Raw genomic sequence first — 25,890 nt, forward strand, 5'->3', positions numbered from 1 at the left:
CCTAGGTGAGGTCGAATTTTATGTAATATAGGATCATAGCGATGATAGCTGAAGTAACTGCTGATCCGTTTATAATGCAGGGGGCACGCAGAAAAGGCACTGCCACACTGCGACTACTACTACTATTAGGATTGTAATAGGCAGTATGATTGATAGGATAAGTATAACGAACGGCTTGCTGCTCTATTTTATCTCGATGAATGAATTCAGAAGCAACGATATTACCATTGCGGTATTTCTTTCTATTAATGTAATCTTCTTGATACAGAAAGTCAAAGCGATCTCCTCGACGGAGGTCACGTGCAAAATTAATCTTTCCGCCAAAAATAGTTTGTAATTCGCTAAGCATTCGGGAAGTTAGACCAGATTTTTTTGCATCTTGAGTTAGAGAATGTTGAACTACAATTGACTTATAAGCCAAGGTAGTTGTAACGGATTGGGTTTTCATCTTTTTTATAAAGTCATTTCCTTGACGAATAAAAATTAATGTCTTAGCTGTCGATAGTGGATATTGAAGTGCCATGAGTTGATGAGAAGAATTGGTTTGGAAAGCGAGTTTTTCATGAGGACGAAGGACAGCGAGAAATTTATTTTGCTTGAGCAGCTGCACCAAATCCTTCTGATTAATTTTTAAACGAATAAAAATAGCCGCTAAAGTATCACCACGTGTTACTACGACGGTTTGCCATTGCAGATCCAGTCTGTTTATTTTTTTACAATATTAAGTGGGGTAGAAGTGTTAAGGGTAAGTCGTTTGACGGGTGGTGGTGGGGGTGTGTGAACCCAAAGCAATCTCATTAAAACGGTCAGGACGAGACCTACGGTGAAAATGATCAATACGGTCGATTTCCACCTCACTTTTTCTGGTCGCATTCAGTTTCCTTTTGGATTTCGACTGATTACAATTTCGAATCATACCATGTAATACAAAGATCCGGAATAATGAGAGGATTAGATGATTTCACCACAAGAAGCACTAGAAGAAATTAAACGAGGTACTGTCGAAATTATTCTTGAAAAAGAATTACTTGTACGTTTAAGTGAAAAAAAACCATTGCGAATAAAATTGGGATTTGATCCCACAGCCCCAGATATTCATCTTGGCCACACCGTCGTATTAAATAAGCTGCGTCAATTTCAAGTTTTAGGGCATGAAGTGATTTTTTTAATTGGTGATTTTACGGGAATGATTGGCGATCCTACCGGTAAAAATATAACACGTAAGCCATTGACGCCTGAAAAAGTTATGGAGAATACTAAAACTTATGAGAAACAAGCTTTTCATATTTTAGATCCTGAGAAAACTAAAGTTACTTTTAACTCAAACTGGATGAATAATTTAAAGGCCGATGACCTCCTTCGTTTAGCATCAACTTATACGGTTGCACGAATGTTAGAACGAGATGATTTTAATAAGCGTTATGTTGCGCAACAACCGATCACTATCCATGAATTTTTATATCCTTTATTACAAGGTTATGATTCTGTGGCTCTCCATGCTGACGTTGAATTGGGTGGCACCGATCAAAAGTTCAATTTGTTAGTAGGCCGAGAATTACAGAAATATTTTGGCCAACGACTCCAATGTATTCTGACAATGCCTTTGTTAGAAGGATTGGATGGCGTTCAGAAGATGTCCAAGTCATTGAATAATTATATTGGTATCACCGAATCTCCGGAAGAAATGTTCGGCAAAATTATGTCGATATCTGATGATTTAATGTGGCGCTATTATGAATTATTAAGTTTTCGATCCATGCAGGAAATTAATCATTGGCGCAGAGAAGTAGTTGAAGGAAAAAATCCACGGGATATAAAAATTTTATTAGGTGAAGAATTAGTAGCGCGTTTTCATGGAGAAAAATCAGCGAAAGCTGCACATCAGCATTTCATCGATCGCTTTAAAAATCATGCATTACCCACCGATCTTGAGGAAATTGAGGTTCCAGCTGAAAACAACCATTTAGGAATTGGGTACATTCTGCAACGCGCTGGCTTAGTCAGCACGACTTCCGAAGCTCGTCGGATGATATCGCAGGGTGCCGTTCGTATAGACGGCGAGCGAGTTGAAGATGTTCAATTAACCATCCCCACTGGTGAAAGTCATTTGTACCAAGTGGGAAAACGTCGTTTTACTAAAGTGAAGGTGATTTGATCTCTTCCCTCACTCTTGTGGATCTTGGAACAATTACAACAGAAGATCTGCCATCTTGCGAGAATAGGGAAAAAGTGCGGGGAATTTTGAACAACGTGGTTCCTGAGATTGGGTAGATAAGGAAGATCTTCTTGAAGCAGCAGTCTCTCCAAGTAATTTCTTAAAAGTGCTAGTTGTATCCTCGTCTTTAATTCTGCGATGGATGAGGCAATTGTTGAGTAAAGGGCGACTACAAAATTTCTACCATCAGATATTGTTAACTGCTTTAGCACAAGTTCTAAGTGTTCTTGAGTTAAAATCCGAGCGCCATTCAGAGCACACAAGGCATCGCACAGGGCTTTCGGCTGGGGAGTGCGTAGCAACTGCTTGGATGTTTTGGGAGTTTAATAATCCTATCTTTTGTTAAGGTGTCTCAAGCTCTCAGCTACCGCTTCCAGATTTCGATGCGCGATAGCGATCGCTTGTCGAACATCGTCTTTTAAAAAATGTTTATTTTGTAAGAGCACGGTCATTATTTTCTCGAATTCGGAAAGAATTATTTTTTCTAATCTGAATAAGAGCCTTCCGCAATTTCTTTAGAATTTTCATTATTGCTAGAGCTGAGGATATTAGCGTATTTGCTCATTTAATAGATTATTTCGAGTAAGTATTCCAGGGGTTTCATTAAATTTAACAAGGGCTTTAGCTAGAATGACAAGATTTTCGCTTACTAGCATATCAAAATGATCTTATAGAAATATTAAAAAAACTATAGAAATTTGCTAAATTTTTAGTACACGATAATTTTTGACAAGTGAATTATTAAAAAAATAATTGACTTAGAATTCTGTTTATTAAACGTTTTATTTTTTTAAGATTAATTTAATTATGGACGTCATTCCCGCGAAAGTGGGAATCCAGTGAAAAGAATAACTTATGCGAGTTCTGGATTCCCACTTTCGCGGGAATGACTATCTTAGGGGGATATTCAGTATTAAAAAATTATCATTTCTGATTACAAAAATTGTATTGTGTTGAGTGCTAAATTTTACTGACCTGCGACTTATATTTATTAAGCAACAGTAAATAAGATTTAAAGTTGTGGAATAATGAATAATCAAGACATTGCCACATTTGAATTTTTCATTTTTGGAAGTCGTTTCAAGAGATGATAAGGGGGCGTTGGCCAGATCCAATCGTTTCTTAAACATTTGATCATTAACATGAAGTTTATCCATAGGAAAAAATTTATTATTTCTTCCATTAAAGGGGGCTTGGGCAAAAATACTTCTCTGCCCTTGGTTTTTTTACAAAGTGGATTACAAAGCGGAAAGGATATAAAATTATATATCCTTCTGCTTCTAACTGTGGTACAGATCAAAGAAAAATCCGTTGAGGATTTAGTCTAACTAGAGTGACCATCTCTGCTGCAGAAATAAACTCCTCTTGATTTTAGGTGAATTGAGCTTCGCTTCTATTTCTGTTGATATAGGAAAATAAAAAATAACTCTCATCATTATTTTCATTTTCTTTTACATGTATTTTAACGAATTCATTTGATCCTAAATTTATTAGATATTTTTTTATTTTCATAGGTAATTCTTAAGAAGTAAATAAATTTAGAAGTAAATAAATTTTTATATTCTGAGTATTCTGAGTCCGTCATTTCCGGTAAAAAAATCCTGTTTTTGCAGGTTTGGGAAAGTAAGGAGGGGGAATAGTCTAATGTGGTTATTCCCTCGTAAATAAAATTGCCTGGCTTCTTTTTCCAAATGAGAATAGAGGGATTTCTTTTCCTCTTTATTAATAGATTTTTTATTAATAGATTTTATTAATAGATATAAAGCATTGATAGTGTCAAATCCTTTAGTTGAAAAGGAAGTAATGGCCTCTTTAATTTCCTTTTGGGTTACTCCCTTCCCCTACTTGAGCAATAAAATTTTCTTTGAGCTTGTCGCTTTTTTAAATTGTCTGTATGGCAGCATCTAGCTCTCTATCCATTCAAGAAAAATTTTGGCACTACGGTTTTTAAGTATTGAGATATTTGAGTGAGGGCCATTCTTTATTATTATGAGTGGAAAATTGAAGGAAATCCTCGTAATTGTAACGAATAATTTGACTCTCCGTAGGAGTTAATGCTTTAGATTTCATAAACTGCTTTAACACAAAGGCAACAGGAAGCCCCCTTTTTTTGTCTTCAGCATACTTTTTATCATATTCCTTAATTAGATGTTCTAGTGGATCTCTTTATCATTGGAATTCTCTTTGGTTATGTAACTGAACTACTTTAATATTTAAAGATTAAAGCTGTCTTAAATTTCTCTGATTATTATAAACCATGTACATCTTATATTAAGACTTAAATAAACTTATCTTGATAAGCTTTTACTATCAAAAATAAAAGATATTTGAGGAGGAACGAGTAGCAGAAAATTAAAGAAATTCATCAACTTTATCGATAAAAAATGGATAAATAAGAAAGTTTGTAGGAATCTTTAGGTTTTGGGAGTGACAGGGTAGAACGATTTAATATGTTCTTTGTTGAAGAGCGTTTAGAGAATAATCTTGAAGAAATGATTACTGAAGAAAAAACATGGAAATTGGTGGACCAAGATCCTGGAAGAAATTCCTATCGACTATCATCCGAAAGAGCAGAAAGATAAAATTCTTTCCTATGAAAATGCTTTTGAAATCATAAAAATACTATTTTATATTCGAATCATAAATGAAAACAAACGTACTTTTTTGATTTCTTCAGAAAACTAAAAGCTACTGCTTTACAGAAACATTTTCACTGCAGAAGTTGCTTTAGGATTCTTCCGATCCTGTCTCCCTAATATGGTCATTTATCTATATTTCTAGTGCTGCTTCCACTGATTTGCTTAATACTTATCAGAAGAAATTGCTGATCACAACAATCCCCAAGCGTTTCTAATATGTTTATTTCGCTTTCGAAGATAGGATTAATATCGGAGGGAACGATTAAGAAGGTTCTCGCTCATCCAAATGTAGAAATGTTTGCCGAAGCATTGATTCTTTTGCACCAATCAAAAATCTTGACGAAAGAAATTTATAGAGACGTCCAAGAGCCTGAGAATCTAAAAAAGGTTGTGGAAGAGCTGCAGAAAAATTGAGATGAAAAAGAAGCGAAAAATAAGTTAAGTCTATTTGCACGAGGCTGGCGGGCCGCAACCTCCTAAATTGCAAACCGATCCTCGGTCAGATACTACTGCGTGCCTCAGCCCTTGATGGTGGCTTACTGCTTGTAGTATCTTGGTTATGACCTATTTTAGGAAACTCTATGAAAATAGTCCAATTTTAATTTCTAGCATCGGCAATTTCTGTTTTCTATATTTTATCAGTTTTTGCGAATGTCCTCCCACAATACCGAAAATACCGAACATTGATCACTAGCGCCAAAAAATGCCAAACGCTAAATTGCGTTAGACAGAGAATTTTAGCTACATCGGCAGGCGTTCCAATTTTGCCTGCTGGAATTTGAGCGACAACTATCTTGGCAAATAGTTTTAATATCGACTTTCTTCTTTTCCACTTTCTGCTCCATGAGTTTTTCTAATTGCTCCGTTTCAATGGAGCCCGGTAGAACATTATTTGCGATGATTCCATATTTTTCCACTTCATAAGATAGCATTTTTTCCGATGCGACTACAGCCCATCGCGTGGTGTTGGAAACATCTAAAGTTTCGATAAGTAATTTCACCGACGTAGAAAAATAATGTTAATAATGTAACCGAATTGGTTTACGTTTATGTTCGGAATTAGGTATTGCGTTAAAAGTATATTAGCACGTAAATGGGTGTAAAATCAGTTTCAAACTCTTCATCAGTTGCCTCTAGGTAGGATAGGTAGCCCTCCAGCATTATTAATTAAAATTTTAATGGTCCCGTTCCGTTGCTATTAATTTTTTGAATAATGATTCTTCCTAAAACATCTAAGATTAGAAACATTTGCTAGAAAGATTTGCGCATAAGTAAGAATGATGCTGAGCGTATTTTTTCGGAAGAAAAGGAAATAACAGCTTTTAAAGCATTTTCGTTACGGGCAAGAACAACAACTTCACAACCCAATTTTGCAAGTGCTTCTGCACAAGCTTTGCCAATGCCTTTTGGGGTATCACAAACTAAGGCACGTTTTCCCGATAAATGCAGCTGGATTATTTATTTCCCAATGGAGTGAAGGTGCCACTACTAGGATATTTAAAATAAGTATCGCGTTTAATATTATCTACGCGTACGGTAATTTGTAAATCTAAATTTTTTTTGATTTAGTATACAAAGGTTTTTAAGGGTTTCTTTAAGGGTTTCTAATAAATTTAATACCGCTTCTCCTAAGGATTACTTTACAGCGATAGTTCGCTCTTCCAGAAGAAATAAATCCAAATGAATAAACACTTTATTTTTTCCACCTGTCTCCACATAATAGTGATCTAATTTTTTAGTTCGAGATTTATAATTTTCTATACTTACGCCGACTCGACTATTTGATTATGGTTTGGTGTAATTGGTAAAAGAGAGAATTAAATTCGATGGAATTTTGAATGTTGTCACTAAACCCCAATGTGATTTGTGGCATTAAATTTCTCACTGGTGATATAAGAGAGAAGATAACTATATCATGCTTAGGTTGGAGTGATTAAGCTTTAACCTAGAATGTAGGCGCTCACCTAAAAAGAGTCATCGTGCTAGAGCATTTAGGAACATCGAATGTTGGGGTCACAGCAACGAGATAAGTAGTCATTAGGACCGCATTGTCATTAGGACCGCATTTATAAATAGTAAACCCAGTTTTTCATTATTTCATAATCGTTCCTCCCTAGCTCATGGGCGCCTAAAAGCCTATGTACAAATTGTCTAATAAGAAAAAAGGAGTCTGCTGGGGCACTCTTTTTTGTGAGCAATACCTGATCAAATTGATTTTCAAGTTAAACTGATTAAAAAATATGTTATACTTTTTATTGGAGTTTTGTTCATGGAATCTGTTGTCATTTATCACATTCTAGTGATACTTATCTTGGGTCCGGGTTTTTATTAATGTTATATTTACGATAGGGCTCGAAAGGAAATGGGATCATATTTTTTTATTGACATTCCTCACAAGGTGCGTAGAATAGTTCATCCATCCTTGATGGAATTGCTCTTTAAAAACTAGTAACAAACAGAAGCAGTTTGTGTGGGTACTGTGTGATAGTCGAATCACCAAAAAATTATTCGACGCACAACCTGCTTAACTGCAGCGTTTTGTGTCGAGCCTTATTTTGCCTTTATTAGGCAACATTTATTTAATTGAAGAGTTTGATTCTGGCTCAGATTGAACGCTAGCGGCATGCCTAACACATGCAAGTCGAACGGCAACGGGGGCTTAACTCCCCTGACGGCGAGTGGCGGACGGGTGAGTAACACGTAGGAATCTACCTTATTAGTGGGGGATAACCCGAGGAAACTCGGGCTAATACCGCATAATCTCTATCAAAGTAAAGCGGGGGATCTTCGGACCTCGTGCTATGAGATGAGCCTGCGTCGGATTAGCTAGTTGGTGAGGGTAATGGCCTACCAAGGCGACGATCCGTAGCTGGTCTGAGAGGACGATCAGCCACACTGGGACTGAGACACGGCCCAGACTCCTACGGGAGGCAGCAGTGGGGAATATTGGACAATGGGGGAAACCCTGATCCAGCAATGCCGCGTGTGTGAAGAAGGCCTTTGGGTTGTAAAGCACTTTCAGTGGGAAAGAAAGTCTTAAGGCTAATACCCTTGAGCGTTGACGTTACCCACAGAAGAAGCACTGGCTAACTCTGTGCCAGCAGCCGCGGTAATACAGAGAGTGCAAGCGTTAATCGGAATCACTGGGCGTAAAGCGCGCGTAGGTGGATATTTAAGTCGGATGTGAAAGCCCTAGGCTTAACCTGGGAATTGCATCCGATACTAGATATCTCGAGTATGGTAGAGGAAAGTGGAATTTCCGGTGTAGCGGTGAAATGCGTAGATATCGGAAAGAACACCAGTGGCGAAGGCGGCTTTCTGGACCAATACTGACACTGAGGCGCGAAAGCGTGGGGAGCAAACAGGATTAGAGACCCTGGTAGTCCACGCCGTCAACGATGAGAACTAGCTGTTGGAGAGTTTACTTTCTAGTAGCAAAGCTAACGCGTTAAGTTCTCCGCCTGGGGAGTACGGCCGCAAGGTTAAAACTCAAAGAAATTGACGGGGGCCCGCACAAGCGGTGGAGCATGTGGTTTAATTCGATGCAACGCGAAAAACCTTACCTACCCTTGACATCCTCGGAACTTGTCAGAAATGACTTGGTGCCTTCGGGAACCGAGTGACAGGTGCTGCATGGCTGTCGTCAGCTCGTGTCGTGAGATGTTGGGTTAAGTCCCGTAACGAGCGCAACCCTCGTCCTTAGTTGCCAGCGGTTCGGCCGGGAACTCTAAGGAGACTGCCGGTAATAAACCGGAGGAAGGTGAGGATGATGTCAAGTCATCATGGCCCTTACGGGTAGGGCTACACACGTGCTACAATGGGCAGTACAAAGGGTTGCCAAACCGCGAGGTAAAGCTAATCCCAAAAAGCTGCTCGTAGTCCGGATTGGAGTCTGCAACTCGACTCCATGAAGCTGGAATCGCTAGTAATCGCGAATCAGAATGTCGCGGTGAATACGTTCTCGGGCCTTGTACACACCGCCCGTCACACCATGGGAGTGAACTGTACCAGAAGCGGGTAGGCTAACCTTCGGGAAGCTGCTCACCACGGTATGATTCATGACTGGGGTGAAGTCGTAACAAGGTAGCCGTAGGGGAACCTGCGGCTGGATCACCTCCTTAACTTTAAATAGGGTGACAAAATTATCGTACATGTATCCACACAAACTGCTTTCTAGCAATTATAGGATCCAGGATCTGAGTTTATTATCAGAATCAGGTATAACAAAAGTTACCAGATGTAACGAAAGTTCCTCAGATCTCTAATCAATGAACTCGGGTCTGTAGCTCAGTTGGTTAGAGCGCACCCCTGATAAGGGTGAGGTCGGAAGTTCAAATCTTCCCAGACCCACCCAATTTCGGGGCCATAGCTCAGTTGGGAGAGCATCTGCCTTGCAAGCAGAGGGTCGGCGGTTCAACTCCGCCTGGCTCCACATATTTCGCTAAAACTACGCATAGCGAACTAATTTGTAGATTGTGAATTATGCGTAGCTTTGCTTTAGCGAAGTCTTAACTTCTGTTTGTTTCTTTTGCCATTCATGATTTATCTTTGCTTTATTTTAAAGTATACTTAAAGTATATGATGTACATGATGGCCGACCCTGCGCCGTTTGTTCGAAGCAGGGAGCTCTTTAACAATTCGGTGAAAAAGTAAAAGTAAAGGCGCCAATTTAGGTATTCTAACGTCGTTATTGACGTAGCAACCGTGTGAAATCATTCAGGGTTGTATAGTCAAGCGAATAAGCGCGTATGGTGGATGCCTTGGCAGTAAGAGGCGATGAAGGACGTAGTAGCCTGCGATAAGCTTCGGGAAGCTGGCAAACAAGCAATGATCCGGAGATTTCCGAATGGGGAAACCCAACCTTTTGAGGTTATTGTGTGCTGAATTCATAGGCATATAAGGCGAACCTGGAGAACTGAAACATCTAAGTACCCAGAGGAAAAGAAATCAACCGAGATTCCGTCAGTAGCGGTGAGCGAAAGCGGAACAGCCCAGTTACTAAATCATTATTGGCTTTAGCAGAATGTTCTGGAAAGTTCAGCCATAGTGGGTAATAGCCCCGTATATAAAAGGGTTAATAATGTGGGTAACGATGAGTAGGTCGGGACACGTGAAATCTTGACTGAATATGGGGGGACCATCCTCCAAGGCTAAATACTCCTTACTGACCGATAGCGAACTAGTACCGTAAGGGAAAGGTGAAAAGAACCCCAGCAAGGGGAGTGAAATAGAACCTGAAACCGTATGCGTACAAGCAGTCAAAGCACTTCTTCGGAAGTGTGATGGCGTACCTTTTGTATAATGGGTCAGCGACTTACTTGTTGTAGCAAGCTTAACCGTATAGGGGAGGCGTAGAGAAATCGAGTCTAAAATGGGCGTTTAGTTGCAACGAGTAGACCCGAAACCGGGCGATCTATCTATGGCCAGGGTGAAGGTCAGGTAACACTGACTGGAGGCCCGAACCCACTACTGTTGAAAAAGTAGGGGATGAGTTGTAGATAGGAGTGAAAGGCTAATCAAGCTCGGAGATAGCTGGTTCTCCTCGAAAGCTATTTAGGTAGCGCCTCGTGTATGACTCTTGGGGGTAGAGCACTGTTTCGGCTAGGGGGTCCACTCGGCCTACCAAACCGAGGCAAACTCCGAATACCAAGAAGTTTTAGCACGGGAGACACACTGCGGGTGATAAGGTCCGTGGTGAAAAGGGAAACAGCCCAGACCGCCAGCTAAGGTCCCAAAATCACAGTTAAGTGGAAAACGATGTGGGAAGTCTCAGACAGCCAGGAGGTTGGCTTAGAAGCAGCCATCCTTTAAAGAAAGCGTAATAGCTCACTGGTCGAGTCGTCCTGCGCGAAAGATTTAACGGGGCTTAAACTGTGTACCGAAGCTGCGGAGCTCTTTTTAGAGCTGGTAGAGGAGCGTTCTGTAAGCCTGCGAAGGTGAATCGAGAGGTTTGCTGGAGGTATCAGAAGTGCGAATGCTGACATGAGTAACGATAATGTAGGTGAAAAACCTACACGCCGAAAGTCCAAGGTTTCCTGCGCAACGCTAATCGGCGCAGGGTGAGTCGGCCCCTAAGGCAAAGCAGAAATGCGTAGTCGATGGGAAACAGGTTAATATTCCTGTACTTTACAATACTGCGATGGGAGGACGAAGAAGGCTAGGTCAGCCACTCGATGGTTGTAGTGGTTTAAGTTCGTAGGAAGAGTTCTTTGGCAAATCCGGGAACTCAATTCTGAGATATGATGACGAACCATGACTCGTTCATGTGAAGTGACTAATGCCACGCTTCCAGGAAAAGTCTCTAAGCTTCAGGTATTGTAGAACCGTACCCCAAACCGACACAGGTGGACAGGTAGAGAATACTAAGGCGTTTGAGAGAACTTGGGTGAAGGAACTAGGCAAAATAACACCGTAACTTCGGGAAAAGGTGTACCCTTGGTAAGTGAAGGTCTTCGCGACTGGAGCTGAAGAGGGTTGCAGATACCAGGTGGCTGCGACTGTTTACTAAAAACACAGCACTCTGCAAACTCGTAAGAGGACGTATAGGGTGTGACGCCTGCCCGGTGCCGGAAGGTTAAATAATGGGGTTAGCTCTCGAGTAAAGCTCCAGATTGAAGCCCCGGTAAACGGCGGCCGTAACTATAACGGTCCTAAGGTAGGATTGCTGCCTTAGTAAAATCTGGCTATATGCTGGGAACTCCGAGTATCCTTGCAGTACTCGCTTTGCATAAAATTTTTTAATTTTTACGCAAAGCAGTGAAAATCTGACAGGTGCGGACAATCAGCAGGAAAGACTGGTAAAATTGAGACTGGTAAAAATTGGTTGGACAGTTAGTTTTGTAGATGGCGAAGGATGCTTTTTGATCAGCCTTGCTAAACAGTAGATCGAGAAACTCAATGTTACAAAACTGGCTATCAGCTATCAAGTGTTTCATGAATTCGCTGTTACTTGAATTCGCTGTTACTCAAAGTGAAAAAACTTTGTCAGTTTACAGGAACTTCATGAACTCTTTTAAAATTCCGCAAATCTTAAATAAATATTTAAATAAATATCAAAGGTATGATAAAGGTATGCAATAATAAAAGGGTATTTATAATTAATATTGAAGCAAGCCGAATTTATCAGAATCCTCAGAGACTATGCGCCAGACATTCGATAATCTTCGAATGAAGATATAGTCCCAACTGCATGGCGACATGCAGGAAAAGTAATTTTACTTTTCAACCTATGTCAAATTAATTTAATTTTAAAATTTAATTTAATTTAATTAGGTTAAGATTTTAAGCGAAATTCCTTGTCGGGTAAGTTCCGACCTGCACGAATGGCGTAACGATGGCCACGCTGTCTCCACCCAAGGCTCAGTGAAATTGAAATCGCTGTGAAGATGCAGCGTACCCGCGGCTAGACGGAAAGACCCCGTGAACCTTTACTACAGCTTTACACTGAACTTTGAATATGCCTGTGTAGGATAGGTGGGAGGCTTTGAAGCTGGAGCGCTAGCTCCAGTGGAGCCATCCTTGAAATACCACCCTGGTGTGTTTGAGGTTCTAACCTTGACCCGTTTATCCGGGTTGGGAACAGTGTATGGTGGGTAGTTTGACTGGGGCGGTCTCCTCCAAAAAGTAACGGAGGAGTACAAAGGTACTCTCAGTACGGTCGGAAATCGTACATTGTGTGCAAAGGCATAAGGGTGCTTGACTGCGAGACTGACAAGTCGAGCAGGTACGAAAGTAGGTCTTAGTGATCCGGTGGTCCTTTATGGAAGGGCCATCGCTCAACGGATAAAAGGTACTCCGGGGATAACAGGCTGATACCACCCAAGAGTTCATATCGACGGTGGTGTTTGGCACCTCGATGTCGGCTCATCACATCCTGGGGCTGTAGCCGGTCCCAAGGGTATGGCTGTTCGCCATTTAAAGTGGTACGTGAGCTGGGTTTAGAACGTCGTGAGACAGTTCGGTCCCTATCTGCCGTGGGCGTTGGAGATTTGAGAGGAGCTGCTCCTAGTACGAGAGGACCGGAGTGGACGTACCTCTGGTGTTCCGGTTGTCACGCCAGTGGCACTGCCGGGTAGCTAAGTACGGACAGGATAACCGCTGAAAGCATCTAAGTGGGAAGCCCACCTCAAGATGAGATCTCCCGGACCCCTAGAGGTCCCTAAAGATTCGTTGAAGACTACAACGTTGATAGGCAGGATGTGGAAGCTCAGTAATGAGTGAAGCTAACCTGTACTAATTAATCGTGAGACTTGACTATGCACCCTAAATGGTTTCATAAGCCCTTTACTAAATTTTACCGGTTTCTTGGCGGCTATAGCGAGCGGGTCCCACCTGATCCTCATTTCGAACTCAGAAGTGAAAACGCTCAGCGCCGATGATAGTATGGTTATTTCCATGCGAAAGTAGGTCACCGCCAGGTTTTTTTATTGACAAAAAAACCCCTGCCGTTTAAAACGGCAGGGGTTTTTTCTTCTCAAATGGACTTGTGCTACTATTATTCCTGACTACGCTATTGCACTACCTTTATTTAGAGAGAGACCTTTATTTAGAGAGAGACCTTACAAAATAGTCTTTGACTAGCATTCAGTAATATTAACCGCAACAGCTAACCCACCCTTTGAGGTTTCTTTGTAAATAGAATTCATATTCCGGCCAATTTCGCGCATGGTAGCAATTACCATATCTAAGGATATTTTATGTTTGCCATCCTCAGCAAGGGCTAATTGAGCCGCATTCACTGCTTTAACGGCACCCATCGCATTGCGTTCGATGCAGGGAATTTGCACCAGCCCTCCAACGGGATCGCAGGTTAAACCGAGATTGTGTTCCATTGCCATTTCAGCAGCATTTTCTACTTGGGCCACGGTGCCGCCTAGAGACGCTGCTAAGCCGGCTGCAGCCATAGAACATGCAACGCCTACTTCTCCCTGACAACCCATTTCAGCGCCTGAAATGGAAGCGTTTTTTTATAGAGCATACCTATAGCACCTGATGTTAATAAAAAATCAATAATACCTTTTTCAGTAGCCCCTTTACAAAAATATTTATAATAATTTAAAACTGCTGGAATAATTCCTGCTGCGCCATTCGTAGGCGCTGTCACGACACGGCCTCCCGCTGCATTTTCTTCATTAACAGCCATTGCGTAAACATTCAACCAATTCATAGGTTGAGGGTGTTGAGCCGTCGGTGGACCTAAAATCAATAGCTTGCGATAAAGCAAAGGGGCACGTCGTCGTACCCGTAAAGGACCTGCCAGAAAACCATCGGATTGACAGCCTTTATTAATACAATTTTCCATAATCACAGCGATATGCAATAAATTTTCTTTAATAATTTTTTTATTTCGGCCCATTTTCTCATTGGCTAACATGATATCAGCGATGGAGAGATTATCCCTTTGGCAGTAAGCCATAAGTTCATCAGCGGAATTAAAAGGGTATGGAGTATTCAGTGGAAGAGAGTTAGAAACTTCTTGATCTTTATTTTCGTCCTTAACAATAAATCCACCACCAATGGAAAAATACAAAGATTTTTTAATCAACGTTTCATTAGCGTCATAAACTGCGAACTCAAGACCATTTGAATGGAAATCAAAAACTTTCTGATAATTAAAAATAATGTCGCTTTCTGCAGAAAAATTAATCGTATGTTGCTTTAATAAGCTTAATTTGCTTTTATTCCGAACTTGTTTCATTTGATCATCGATGCTATCGGGATCAATAGTTTCAGGTTGTTCACCCATCAGTCCCAGAGTAACAGCTTTATCTGTACTGTGGCCTTTTCCGGTAAAAGCCAGGGATCCGTAGAGGGTAATTGTTATTCGGTCAATATGAGTTAATTTGTGCTGGAAAGACTGGATGAAATCATGAGCTGCTCTCATAGGGCCAACGGTATGTGAACTGGAAGGTCCCACACCGATGGAAAATAATTCAAAAACGCTAATCATAGGCTCATCATAGTTGTAAAAGCAAAGTATTAAATTTTCACCTATGTTAACATAGTTATAGGGATTTTGGTAAGAAAATAGCAATCGTGCCTCTCTCTTGACAGGGGCAGTAAATTTTTGTATCAGTGTTAGATGAGTCAGGGAAACCACGAGCGACCAATTAGACTTTTATTTAACCGCCGCGTGATGGTGGTTTTGTTTCTTAGTTTTTCTTCTACATTACCCCTCGTCTTGCTAACCGGCACTCTCCAGGCTTGGTATACCGCTGCGGGAGTGAGTTTGATGGTTATTGGAAATCTCAGTCTTTTGCAGTACGCCTATCTTATTAAATTTCTATGGGCGCCGTTCATGGACCAGTATACCCCTCTTAATTTAGGGCATCGGCGAGGGTGGATTTTGATTACCCAAATTGGATTAGCAATCACGCTAACTTTGTTGGCATTTATGGATCCCGCTCGACATCCTTGGGGAATATTTTGGTTAGCGGCTGGAATTGCCTTTATCTCGGCTTCCCAAGATATTGGGATTGATGGGTACAGGGCGAACATTTTACGAGCTAAAGAACGAGGATTGGGGGCTGCTGTTACTACAGTGGGTGGACGACTAGCTATGTTAGTAGGAGGCGGCTTGGCCTTAATTTTGGCAGCAGATTATGATTGGCGCCTAACTTATATTTGCATGGCTTTGTTAATGCTTGCACAGATTATCCCGACATTAACCACTCCCACCTCTAAAAAACCGGCTCCGGCAGGAACATTGCAAAGTATTATAATTGTGCCTTTTAAAGAATTACTAACCCGTAAATATATTGGAATGATTTTACTTCTGGTTTTGATTTATAAGTTTGGCGACGCAATGGCTTTATCATTAAATACAACCTTTTTAATGCGCGGGGTAGGATTTACTTTATTGGAATTAGGCTATACGTACAAATTAGTCAGTGTTATTGCTTCACTCTTAGGTGGATTTGCTGGTGGATTTGTCATGCCTCGGCTGGGACTTTATTGTTCGCTTTTAATTTTTGGTTTTTCGCAAACGGTGACAAATCTTTCTTTTATGATGCTTGCATTAATAGGAAAAAACTTTACTTTTATGATCGCGGCAATTTTTTTAGATTATTTTTGTGGCGGACTGGCTACTATTGCTTTTGTAGCATTTTTAATTGCACTTTGTAATCAGCAATATTCTGCTACTCAGTATGCGATTTTATCTGCCGTTATGGCAGTGGGTCGCGTGATGATAGGTCCTCTAGCCGCTTATTTGGTAAAGCATATGGGGTGGACACCTTTTTATTTAATTACATTTTTTGCAGGTTTTCCGGCATTGTTTATTTTATGGTGGTTAAGGGATCGCATCGATTTTAATGCAATTACCTTAAATGGATCATCGAAAATTTCATTTCAACGTGATACAAAGTCGGGTTCACCAAAATTTACAACCTGAAGAACAGTAGGATTTTTTAGTCTTATTAGATTACTATTCATTTATTAAGATGCAAAATTAATGAGTCGAGAAAATTTTAGACTGAAAATAAAGCTCATTAAATAGGCTGAAGAAAAGAAAAAAAGCTTTGGAAGGTGGCAGCACTATAATGTTATCCTTGCTTCAGAAAATGCAAGAGACGGTGAAAGATAAACTAATTTCACCGGCTAAGCATGAGGAAGATGAAAATAAAAACAATACGGAACTTAATAACCAAGCCAGTAGCGATGCTTATAAAAGTCCTACCCTATCAAATGCTGAGCAGAAATAAGCAGCTAAAGCTTCCGGAAAGAGTAAATATAAAAAGAAAAAAGAGTCTGAAATCGTAAAGCCCTTTACGGACTTACATTTATAAATTACTTACATTGATAAGTATTTTCATAATCTGATCTTCGTCATGATTTCTTTGTTTTTTTGGCGAATCGAAAGACGAGAACATTGTGTGTTAAGTGCATTGAAGCCATCTATTTCGAAATTATGAAAGATATTGCTCAAGATAGCGAATTTTGATCCCATTAAAAAATATCAAACTTGTAGCTTATTTTCTTACACACTACTTGCTGTTTCTAGGACGACTGTATATGAATATTTTAAGTTTAAAGAAAAATATAAAGATATAATCTCAACCACAGAATTATCTAGATCTTTAGGGGTAACGTTCAAATAACCGAGGATCCAAATGAAATCATTCACTTTATTAAAAAAATCTATAATGAATCTAACTGTTTAATTAAATACTTAGGGTAACTGGTAGAAGATTTCTGATTCTGGGATAATTCAAATAAAGTGATTTTCCTTGTGAGCGAATTCGCTAAAATATTTCCTTCGAATGCTAAGAATCACGACACATTTTCAGCTACAAATGAGGAGCTCTCCCTTTATTATAATTTTTTTGACTTTATGGGAAACTAACTTCACAGTACAATATATATCACCACCCCATCGTTCCACCTTGCCTCTCTCCAGCCTGATTTCGAAACTGCGAGCAAATTATTAAAAACATGCGAAAGTAGATTAAGAAAAATTTCTGAATTTCCTCAAGAGGAGATTAATTCTTACCAGGTTGGACTACTCTAGGATTACTGATCAGTTTTCTAAAGACAATAATAAAATTATTTCTCTCCTTAAGGAAAAGAAAAGAACAGAACAGAATTAGACAATTATGCAACTTAGGCAGATCTCTTCGATGAAGAGATTGCAGACTGTCAGGCTCAATTTCGGTTTAGCGAAAATACGTCTCTCCCCCACATCGCAAGAAGATAAAATAACATTCTATAAGGTTCATAATTAAAAACAGAGCAATTTTTAGCGACCATTACTACACAAATAATGGAGAAAATATAAAAATATTCCTCATCTGAGAAAGGCAGAGAAAGCCATACATCCGGCATTATTATACAACGATTGCGTTCTCAAAAGAAAAACCTAAGCAGCTTTTTAAATTATATCGAAGATTGTTTAAATTGCGAAGAGATAGTAAAACAAAAGCTTGAGCAATTTTTGGACTCAGTAAAACCGGTTAAGCATCAAAATGCTGCACACTCTGCTCTGAAACCTAAAAGAAAGAAGGAGAAGAAGAAAAACAAGAAGCAGCGCGAGAGAGGGAGGGGAGGAAACCGCAATACCTGGAGATACGACTCATTCACCGGTCTATGTTTCTCCTCTTCTTGCAAAATTTCTACTCGTATTTAATGAATTGCAACGTTACACCATCAGAGAACAGCTCAAGAGTCTCTCAGCGATCGGCCTAAGACCTATACTGTGGCTTTAGAGTCAGTGCTTTCGGAACTAGAACAAAATAAAAATGATAAAACAGTATTGAAATGAAGAAAAAGAAGGAAGGGAAACTGTCTTATCACATTATCGGTGCTTAATTTGTTATGCTTTCACCAAGGTTTGGCATCAGTATTACCTTCATGATAGGCAAGTTACAGCAATTTATTTAAAGATTTAACTACAGCAATTTATTTTTAGAAAAAATTCTTTTTCTTCAGTAATTAAATTGTTTGCCATGATGTGGAAGAAGATAAAAGAACAAATTGATTCGGGGGGTATAACTGTCGATAAATATTTTTTCAAATATTTTTTCTATTAGAACGAGTAGACAGTCTAGGGGATAAGCTCGATAAATTACTCGAAAATCCAAAATAGAATTAATGTTAGTTTCGAGACGGCTCAGGGTCTGTTGGAGGAAATTCAGACAATTATAGAGTATAGAGAACTTTCGTTCTACACATCGAAATCTTTCTCTCTCTCTGGGGGAGACGTACAATTTACTGATTCAACCCAAACAAAAATTCAAAACGCGAGGAATTCAGATCTTTAAATTCAGATCTTTTTCATAAGCTAGCCAATTCTTCAATAAAAGAGGAGCAATACCGAATCCAAATTAAGCCCAGCGCTCACATCAATATTTATTTTTAGGCGGGGCCCCCGGAGCGTGCTTATAAAATCCGTTCCATCATCTCGTACGCAGTCCGTCTACGGATGTTGAGAAAAATAAATTTCTAAATCCCTCGAATATTAAAAAATGACAAGGCACTAGTCTAAAGTCTAATTTCGTTCGATGCTATATAGGATATCTACGCCGTTGCCTAAAGAGCTCGCTTCTGTTTGGATGGCCCAATTTTCACTGATGAGATAGCGAAGCTGTACGATATTGATTGGTGTGGTTATTCCACGACTGTATCGAACATAAAGACGTGGCAATAAATATCGCCCCACTACAAAGGCGCTTTGAGTAGGGCTCGTGGTTGGAGTCTCCAGCACAGTTGTCCTAGTTTGGGGTTCGATGCCTAATTCTGTTATCCCCAAGCCTTGAGTAATTTGATCAACAATTCCGCCTACTGAAGTTTTTCCGCCACCGATATTTAATGTATTAATAGCATCTACTAAAAAATTCACATTATTGGGCGTATTGGTATTCGCGGAGTGCCCGAAAATTAAATAAGATAAAATATCTGCTTGGGTAAGATCAGGATCTGAAGCATATAAACTGACTTCCGGATGATGTAAAGTCCCCTCAATGTTAAGACCTATGGTAACCACTCCCTCGAGCCCAACGCTTGGCCCCGGCTTGGCAACGATGAACGAGGTTCTTAATATGCGTACGGCGCGAATGCCTAAAATAGGATTAGTGATTGGGCTCTGAATAAAACTAATAGAAGAGGGGGTGGTGATATCCAAGGTCCGCCCATGGGTAGTGAACGTTCCGTCGATAATAGTAATTCGACCATTGGCAATTAGGGGTTGAGACGCTGTTTTCAAGAGCGTAAATTTACCCTCCAACCGACCTTTTGCCCCTAGGGAATCAATAACAACTTGATCACCCAACATAACTTGGATATCCATATTGATTCCCCAGAAGGATTCCTTTTCAGCTTCAGGGCCCACAAAAACCGCATCACCCGTTAAAATGGCGGAACGACTAAATGTAGTGGGTTTAAGAATAGCGCGAGGAATGATGAGCGTACCAGTTATGTCGACATTTCGTCCCGCAATATCGATTCTTAAATCAGGCGAACCATAAATTATATATTGATGAGTATTTACAATTAAAACATTTTCATCCCGAAAACTAAACGTTGTTGGGTAACCTGGTATATTTAATTGTGTTTGACCCACGATTTGAACTGGCTGATTTTGGGAGTAACCTTCTAAATGGTAATGAATGGTTGACCGGGTTGCTTCTATAGAAGCTTGAGCCTGAGTAAGACTCACTCTCAATCCTGGAAAATCGATACTTCCCTGCCGCAATTCTACCGTACCATGGATAGCTGGTTGTGTAGATGACCCGCTAATATCTAGGTTAGCGATTAATTGCCCATGAGGTTGAATAGTGTCGGGGAGAATAGCGCTAATAAGACCCAGATCATTAAAGTTTATAGTTAATTTTCCCCGAATAAAAGAAACAGGTTTTATGCGCCATTGACCTTGAAAACACATATGATTTTGTCCGGAGTGCAAACAAATTGGAGCGAGGATAGTTTGGTTTTCACTAATGGTGATTTTTACGGGCTGATCGGCGTTCCAATCGCCGAATTTTTGTGACTGAATGTTAAATCGATGAAAATTCCTACTCCAAACCTTATTTTGTATATTGCCCGCTCCTGCTAGAGTAATAATAAATTTTCCAGAAGATCTATCGTCAATCAACATGTCTGCCTTGACATGGTGCGCGTGTGGTTGTCCCCTAGCATTAACTTCCAATTGCGATAGTTGTAGAGTAGGAGTTTGAATTTGTTGTGCGTGGAGTTGGAGAGCGAAGGCTTGATTAAAAAGAGGATCGATGTGCCAATGGCTTTCCAGTTTATTGATTTTAATATTCGGAAAGGCAATATTATGACCGATCATATCGACCATAATGATAGGTGATTTAGAAGGGCCAGTGATTGTGCCATGGCCTTGTAAAGTTCCACGAGCTGTGGCAAATAAATTCGAAAAATCCTTCACATTTGTAATCCAATTCAAATTCCATCGCTGTTGGTGTTGTCCGGTAATATATATGTAAGCTTTTTGAGATTGCAATCTTCCTGTCACAGTAAAATTGGGTATAAGATCCGTTTTATTTTCATAATACCCTTCTGTTCTAAGTTGAAGGGTTAATTGATGAGGCCATTTATTAAAGATTCGCTGGAGATTTAAATGAGCAATATCAACCTCTATTTGCCAGCGGAAAGTAGGCTCAAATTGAATTTTCACGAAAGCATTGAGCCACCCATGTAATGTATGCGCTTCGTGTGTTTGAGCTTCGATCCATTCTTGAGTGCCTTTGCTCGTAATGAGCCAATCAATATTACGATTTTTTGCTCGGAGCGTAATACTATAATTATAGCAGGTGCCAGAAGAAATTAGGTGAATATTTACCGGAAAAGGTTGAATCATTTGACCGTCCATCGTGGCAATTAATGAATTGTTGAGAGCCACGTTATGGAGCAAAAGGTTTTTGATATGTATCGGATAAGGTTTTACATTCCTCTGAATAATCAAATTGGAAAAAGATCCGCTTTCAATATGTAAAGCAATTGGAAGTCGTTCTTTTAACGGGTTACGTATTTTTTCACCATCTAGTTGATGAGATAAGATAATTTTAGTATTTTTCGCCGCTAAATGAGAGATAGACACTTGATCTCTTAAAAAATAAAGGGGTTGCCAGTCGATTTCTAATTTATCAATCGTAATGTTAAGTCCGTTGTGTCGATAATTAAAATTGGTGAAATTTAAAGGCCCACGGACAAAACCCGAGACTGTTGAATACGTAAATTCACCCGGTATTATTTTTTTTATAATTTTTAATCCTACCCGTAGACCAATAGGTGTTGTGAACATTAAAGTAAGAGCTAAAATTAAAATAGTAAGCCCGATAATAACTCCAGTTATCCATTTCGTTATCATAACGGTGACCCCATGGAAAATTGCATTACCCAGGGCTTTTTAGGTTCAATGATTGCGTTGGCAATGGTGAGTTCGAACATGCCAATAGGAGTTAACATTACTAAACCTGGACCAACGCCAACTTTCAATTTATTTTTAGAAATCTGATCGCTTACATTTCCCGCATCAATAAAAGCTGTAAGATAAAGGTTTTTCAAAATTTTTTGTTGAATTTCAAAACTACCCACAACCAAACCTCGTCCAGGGCCAATTGAATTGTAACTATATCCCCGTAAGCTTTGAGCTCCGCCTGCGAAAAATTGAAACGAAAGCGGCAAATTAAGGATATTTTTTATGGCGGTATAACCTAGTGAACTTCGAATAATAAAGCGAGTTTGATCCCACGCTGTAAAGAGAAAACGGCCATCAATTTGACTTTGCAAAAAACCAGTCTTTGAAAAAAAACCTTTAGCAGCATCGCTAATTGTAGCCATTATACTGTACCCTTTTTTCGGATTAAGCAAATTATCGGCATGAATGCGTTGCCACAAAATTGAAGGATACAAAACTCTCGCATTAGTTTGCGGCAGACCTGTTAAATTATAACGTTCTTGTAAAGCTGTTAAACTAATTGTTTGTTGCCATCCATTAAGATCGGTTTGATAGCTTGCGGTGAGCCGTCCACTGCGACCTTTTCCGGTATCTTGGTCTTGATTTAAAAAAGTAGCCGTTAATACATATTGACCCTTGACTGGGTTTCCTCCAGGAATATAATAGTTAGCTATTAAGGCACTATTAACGGAAGAGGCACGAAAATAAGCATTAAACCGATGCCCATAAGGATTAATCCAACGGAAATTAGTTCGGATTAGGGCACGTACCCCTGTGTCGGTTCCATACCCCAGTCCAAAGTTATATTGCTTTTTAGATTCGGTATGGAGATAAATTGTGACAGGAACATATAAGCCTTTCGCCTTTTCAGGTTCTGGAGTGACTACTACTGTGGAAAAGTAATTGCTATTAGCGAGACCTTCTCGAGTCTGTTTGACTTTTTCTTGGCTAAAATAATGATCTTCGCGATATTGCAAAAAGCCATGTATGAAAGCTTCGTTGAAAGGAGTACAGGAAAAATGAGTCACTCCAAAGCGGAATCGGGGGCCCGTGTCAAAAATAGTAGTTAACGTAGCGCGATAAGTATTTAAATTGATTTGGATTTGACTTTTTATCATTTTTGCTTTAAAAAATCCTCGAGCAGCAGCTACATTAAAAAAATCATTTTTCGCTTGCTCATATTTTTCGGAATCGAAAAAATCCATCGCTTTTATTGGAAAATTTTCATAGAGTCGTTGAAAAGCTTTATCCGAACTACCAGGTCCTATAATCTGCACTTCTACATGAGTAAAATACATTCGTGGGCCAGGATTTACAATAAAGTCGCTATACCATAACGAAGAATGGCGACGTTGAATATAAGAGCGGATGTACGGCTTAAAATAGCCGTAGGGTTTAATACCTTCTTCGATCTCTTTAGGAATATCTTGGTAAAATTTCATAATGGTGGCAGTCGTAAACTGGTCTTTAATCGCTGCTTGTTTTTCAGTCAATCGTTTAAAAACATTCTCTAAGGGGATGAAGGGCAAACCTAAAATTCGAACTTCGAGGGTGTTAACAAGAGGTGGAGGAAGTATTGCCCAAGCAAAGCTTGAAAGACTGCAACAAAAAAACTTATGATAATCAGATAGTTCTTCATTAGCTCGATTATACAGGAATCTCTAAAAAAATAACGAAGAATAAGGAACTGCGATAATAGAACCCACTTACAATTAACCTCTAAGTCGATCGCTTGCCGCGAAATTGAATGATAAATATAGAACACGATGAATAGTAATTTTAAGCAATCGGAATTAACTCTTTATTTACAATTTACGCGCGAAGAATGGTGCAATTTTCGCCGAGATACACCACTTACCTTGACCGAAGATGATCTTGACAAACTGCATGGTCAGACAGAGATCGTTTCGTTGAAAGAAATTGAAGAAATTTATTTGCCTCTTTCCCGATTATTGAGTTTCTACGTTACTGCAAGACGGGCAGTATACCGCGCGACGGGCCAATTTTTAGGTAAGCCGGAACCTAGAGTCCCTTACATTATCGGAGTTGCTGGAAGTGTGGCTGTGGGCAAAAGTACGACCTCTCGGGTATTAAAAGCCTTATTATCGCGTTGGCTGGATCATCCTAACGTAGAGATTATTACAACGGACGGTTTTTTATATTCCAACGCCCAATTAGAACACAAAGGGCTTATAGGACGAAAAGGATTTCCGGAAAGCTACGATATACCCCATTTATTGCGAGTTCTCAACTCAATTAAATCAGGAAAACGCAAAGTACCAATTCCTATTTATTCTCACCATTATTACGACGTCATTCCTAATGAATATGAAATTATTGATCAACCTGATATTGTTATTCTAGAGGGGCTGAATATTTTACAGACTTTTACAAAAAAGACTGACCATTTTTCTAAATTATTTGTTTCTGATTTTTTTGATTTTTCCTTATTTGTGGATGCTGAATTTGAAATTATTAAAAAATGGTATGTTGATCGGGTTTTGAGTTTTTGGCGCGGATCTTTCAGGACGCCCTACGCCTACTTTCATTATTTAACTTCTCTTTCCGAATCAGAAGTTGTTCAATTTGCTAAAAAAATATGGCGCGAAATTAATGAAGTAAATTTGATTAAAAATATATTACCTTTTAAAAATCGTGCTCAATTAATTTTAGAAAAGTCGTCCGATCACTCGGTTCAAAGAGTATATTTAAGAAAAATTTAGGCTGAATATGGCTACATCGATTATTTAAAAATTTTGAAACAGTTACAATAATTTCACCGCAAGGCTCTATTCAAGCCACTTTTGTTCCTAAGCGAGGGCGCAGCTTGTTCGATTCGAATGACGATTAATCAGGAGTCCTGAGAGCTTCTTTATTTACACGATTTTTTTTGGAAGGATGGAATTGGAGATTTACCCAGGAGGCTGGCCTTTTTGTTTTCCGGTTTGTGCCCGTCTTAAACGGCAGTGGAAAGAAGGTGTCTATTTATTTGATGGTACGCTTTATCAACTAAAAATTGATGGTTTTCTTGGTATCTTCCCTGGGAGATTAAGGAAGAAGGTGAGGATTATGTTATTTTAGTATTGAAAGGTACTGCTATCACGCGTGAAAGCTATCCTTTTTCTTTTGAGATTAAATTACGTTACCAGGTTCAGGAAGGAAACTTTTGCGTTACCAAACCTGTCGGAATTTAGGTGATTATTCTATGCCTTATTATAATTATACGCGAGGGCTTTCATCCTTATTTTTTAACTCTCCTGACAGCAACGATTGATTTATAATGATGATTTAACGATCTTGTAGGAGAAACATGGGTTTTTTCTTTGCCAGTCAGTATGACGAATCCTGTGATTAATGAACATAGGTGACAATAAAGAAATAACTGCTCTTGTTATCCCCAAGGTTATCAAATTCATCATATGACCGCTGATCATCATATGACCGCTGAAGGCATCTTGAGGTGAGCCCGATCTTTTACCGTATATCCAACTTTATACGGCGGCTGAACGGCCTTTTATTTGTGTTGAACCGTGGATATCATTTACCAAAATGCAATGAATAGCATTTATTAGGGTAACGCTGGCTTGCACCCGGGTGAACAGGAAGAGAGGGACTTTTGAGCCTTTGAGCTTCTTCAGATTTAGAATAAATTTAGGGATAGTTTTCTTCAATCTCTATGCTTGGATTTAGAAGTTTTATTGCTCGGTCTTGTGGGTCTTATATCCGTTACCCCAAAAAATTGCGCAGTATGTTGATAACCTCCGTGTGATCGTGCTGTTTGGCCAATCATTAAAGGCGTGTCGTCGTATTTGGTAGTGGTCACTAAATCGGCTTCTACCATGATCAGTAAGGGGATAACATCGGAGAAATTGTAGAGCGCAGCAAAATACAAAGACCGAATCTGAGGTTCGTCTTCAAAATAATTTGGGCCAGCTCCATTTTTTTAACAAGCGTTTGACGGTATGAAAATTGTTGCCGATTACGGCATTTAAGCAGTTCTTTAATTAATAGAATTATCCACCATTGATTCCAACTCTTAACGTGCGAAATCATCACATACTATTAGTCCAAAACAGAGGTCCTTTGCTAGCAGGGAAAGACGCTGTCGTGTATTCTATGCC

The 25,890-nt window shown here is 39.5% G+C and carries 11 protein-coding genes, 2 tRNA genes, 3 rRNA genes and 1 pseudogene; 10 read left to right on the forward strand and 7 right to left on the reverse strand.

Annotated features, from left to right (window positions below; genetic code table 11):
* Position 1: 1 nt before the first annotated feature.
* Positions 2-610 carry a hypothetical protein gene (locus MRH55_RS02970; protein ID WP_304985956.1) on the reverse strand — a complete coding sequence of 203 codons (609 nt, stop codon included), beginning with the start codon at positions 608-610 and terminating at the stop codon, positions 2-4.
* 345 nt (positions 611-955) lie between these two features.
* Here MRH55_RS02970 and tyrS point away from each other — a divergent pair, with 345 nt between their 5' ends.
* Positions 956-2,155, forward strand: coding sequence for a tyrosine--tRNA ligase (gene tyrS, locus MRH55_RS02975; RefSeq protein ID WP_304985957.1), 1,200 nt, complete (start codon positions 956-958; stop codon positions 2,153-2,155).
* 3,436 nt (positions 2,156-5,591) lie between these two features.
* Here tyrS and MRH55_RS02980 read toward each other — a convergent pair.
* Complete coding sequence (locus MRH55_RS02980) at positions 5,592-5,855, reverse strand: Rossmann-fold NAD(P)-binding domain-containing protein (RefSeq protein WP_304985958.1); 264 nt, start codon at positions 5,853-5,855, stop codon at positions 5,592-5,594.
* A 250-nt stretch (positions 5,856-6,105) separates the two neighbouring features.
* Positions 6,106-6,312 (reverse strand): SDR family NAD(P)-dependent oxidoreductase, encoded by a 207-nt coding sequence (locus tag MRH55_RS07660; protein ID WP_369421491.1) that lies wholly within the window; start codon positions 6,310-6,312, stop codon positions 6,106-6,108.
* 1,122 nt (positions 6,313-7,434) lie between these two features.
* On the opposite strand from MRH55_RS07660, the gene MRH55_RS02985 reads away from it, so the two are divergent.
* The 5 genes from MRH55_RS02985 to rrf all read left to right on the forward strand — a co-directional run bounded on the left by MRH55_RS02985 (position 7,435) and on the right by rrf (position 13,273).
* A 16S ribosomal RNA gene (locus MRH55_RS02985) occupies positions 7,435-8,975 on the forward strand.
* A 155-nt stretch (positions 8,976-9,130) separates the two neighbouring features.
* Positions 9,131-9,204: transfer RNA gene (locus tag MRH55_RS02990), tRNA-Ile, on the forward strand.
* Between the two features lie 9 nt (positions 9,205-9,213).
* A tRNA-Ala gene (locus tag MRH55_RS02995) sits at positions 9,214-9,286 on the forward strand.
* Positions 9,287-9,582: 296 nt separating this feature from the next.
* Positions 9,583-13,111 (forward strand): 23S ribosomal RNA (locus tag MRH55_RS03000).
* Between the two features lie 46 nt (positions 13,112-13,157).
* A 5S ribosomal RNA gene (rrf, locus tag MRH55_RS03005) occupies positions 13,158-13,273 on the forward strand.
* Together the 16S, 23S and 5S rRNA genes with 2 tRNA genes alongside form the textbook arrangement of a ribosomal RNA operon.
* Before the next feature lie 157 nt (positions 13,274-13,430).
* Here rrf and MRH55_RS03010 read toward each other — a convergent pair.
* Positions 13,431-14,803: pseudogene (locus tag MRH55_RS03010) on the reverse strand (L-serine ammonia-lyase).
* A 132-nt stretch (positions 14,804-14,935) separates the two neighbouring features.
* On the opposite strand from MRH55_RS03010, the gene MRH55_RS03015 reads away from it, so the two are divergent.
* Both MRH55_RS03015 and MRH55_RS03020 read left to right on the forward strand, forming a co-directional pair.
* A complete protein-coding gene (locus MRH55_RS03015) occupies positions 14,936-16,246 on the forward strand; it encodes an AmpG family muropeptide MFS transporter (protein ID WP_304985959.1) in 1,311 nt (436 codons plus the stop codon).
* Positions 16,247-16,394: 148 nt separating this feature from the next.
* The gene (locus MRH55_RS03020; protein WP_304985960.1) at positions 16,395-16,556 is read left to right on the forward strand and encodes a hypothetical protein; all 162 of its coding nucleotides are present in this window, start codon (positions 16,395-16,397) and stop codon (positions 16,554-16,556) included.
* Positions 16,557-18,838: 2,282 nt separating this feature from the next.
* Here MRH55_RS03020 and MRH55_RS03025 read toward each other — a convergent pair.
* Entirely contained in the window at positions 18,839-21,679 is a 2,841-nt protein-coding gene (locus MRH55_RS03025) for a translocation/assembly module TamB domain-containing protein (protein ID WP_304985961.1), read from the reverse strand.
* Complete coding sequence (locus MRH55_RS03030) at positions 21,676-23,298, reverse strand: autotransporter assembly complex protein TamA (RefSeq protein WP_304985962.1); 1,623 nt, start codon at positions 23,296-23,298, stop codon at positions 21,676-21,678. The genes MRH55_RS03025 and MRH55_RS03030 overlap by 4 nt, the downstream gene beginning before the upstream one ends.
* Positions 23,299-23,535: 237 nt before the next feature.
* Between MRH55_RS03030 and coaA the strand changes: the two genes are divergently transcribed.
* Together coaA and MRH55_RS03040 are read left to right on the forward strand one after the other, a co-directional pair.
* Positions 23,536-24,492, forward strand: a complete 957-nt coding sequence (gene coaA, locus MRH55_RS03035; RefSeq protein ID WP_304985963.1) for a type I pantothenate kinase — start codon at positions 23,536-23,538, stop codon at positions 24,490-24,492.
* A 175-nt stretch (positions 24,493-24,667) separates the two neighbouring features.
* Positions 24,668-24,850, forward strand: a complete 183-nt coding sequence (locus MRH55_RS03040) for a hypothetical protein (RefSeq protein WP_304985964.1) — start codon at positions 24,668-24,670, stop codon at positions 24,848-24,850.
* Positions 24,851-25,436: 586 nt separating this feature from the next.
* Here MRH55_RS03040 and MRH55_RS03045 read toward each other — a convergent pair.
* Positions 25,437-25,661, reverse strand: coding sequence for a hypothetical protein (locus tag MRH55_RS03045; protein ID WP_304985965.1), 225 nt, complete (start codon positions 25,659-25,661; stop codon positions 25,437-25,439).
* Positions 25,662-25,890 lie beyond the last annotated feature (229 nt).

This window comes from Coxiella-like endosymbiont (assembly GCF_030643785.1).
GTDB lineage: Bacteria > Pseudomonadota > Gammaproteobacteria > Coxiellales > Coxiellaceae > Coxiella.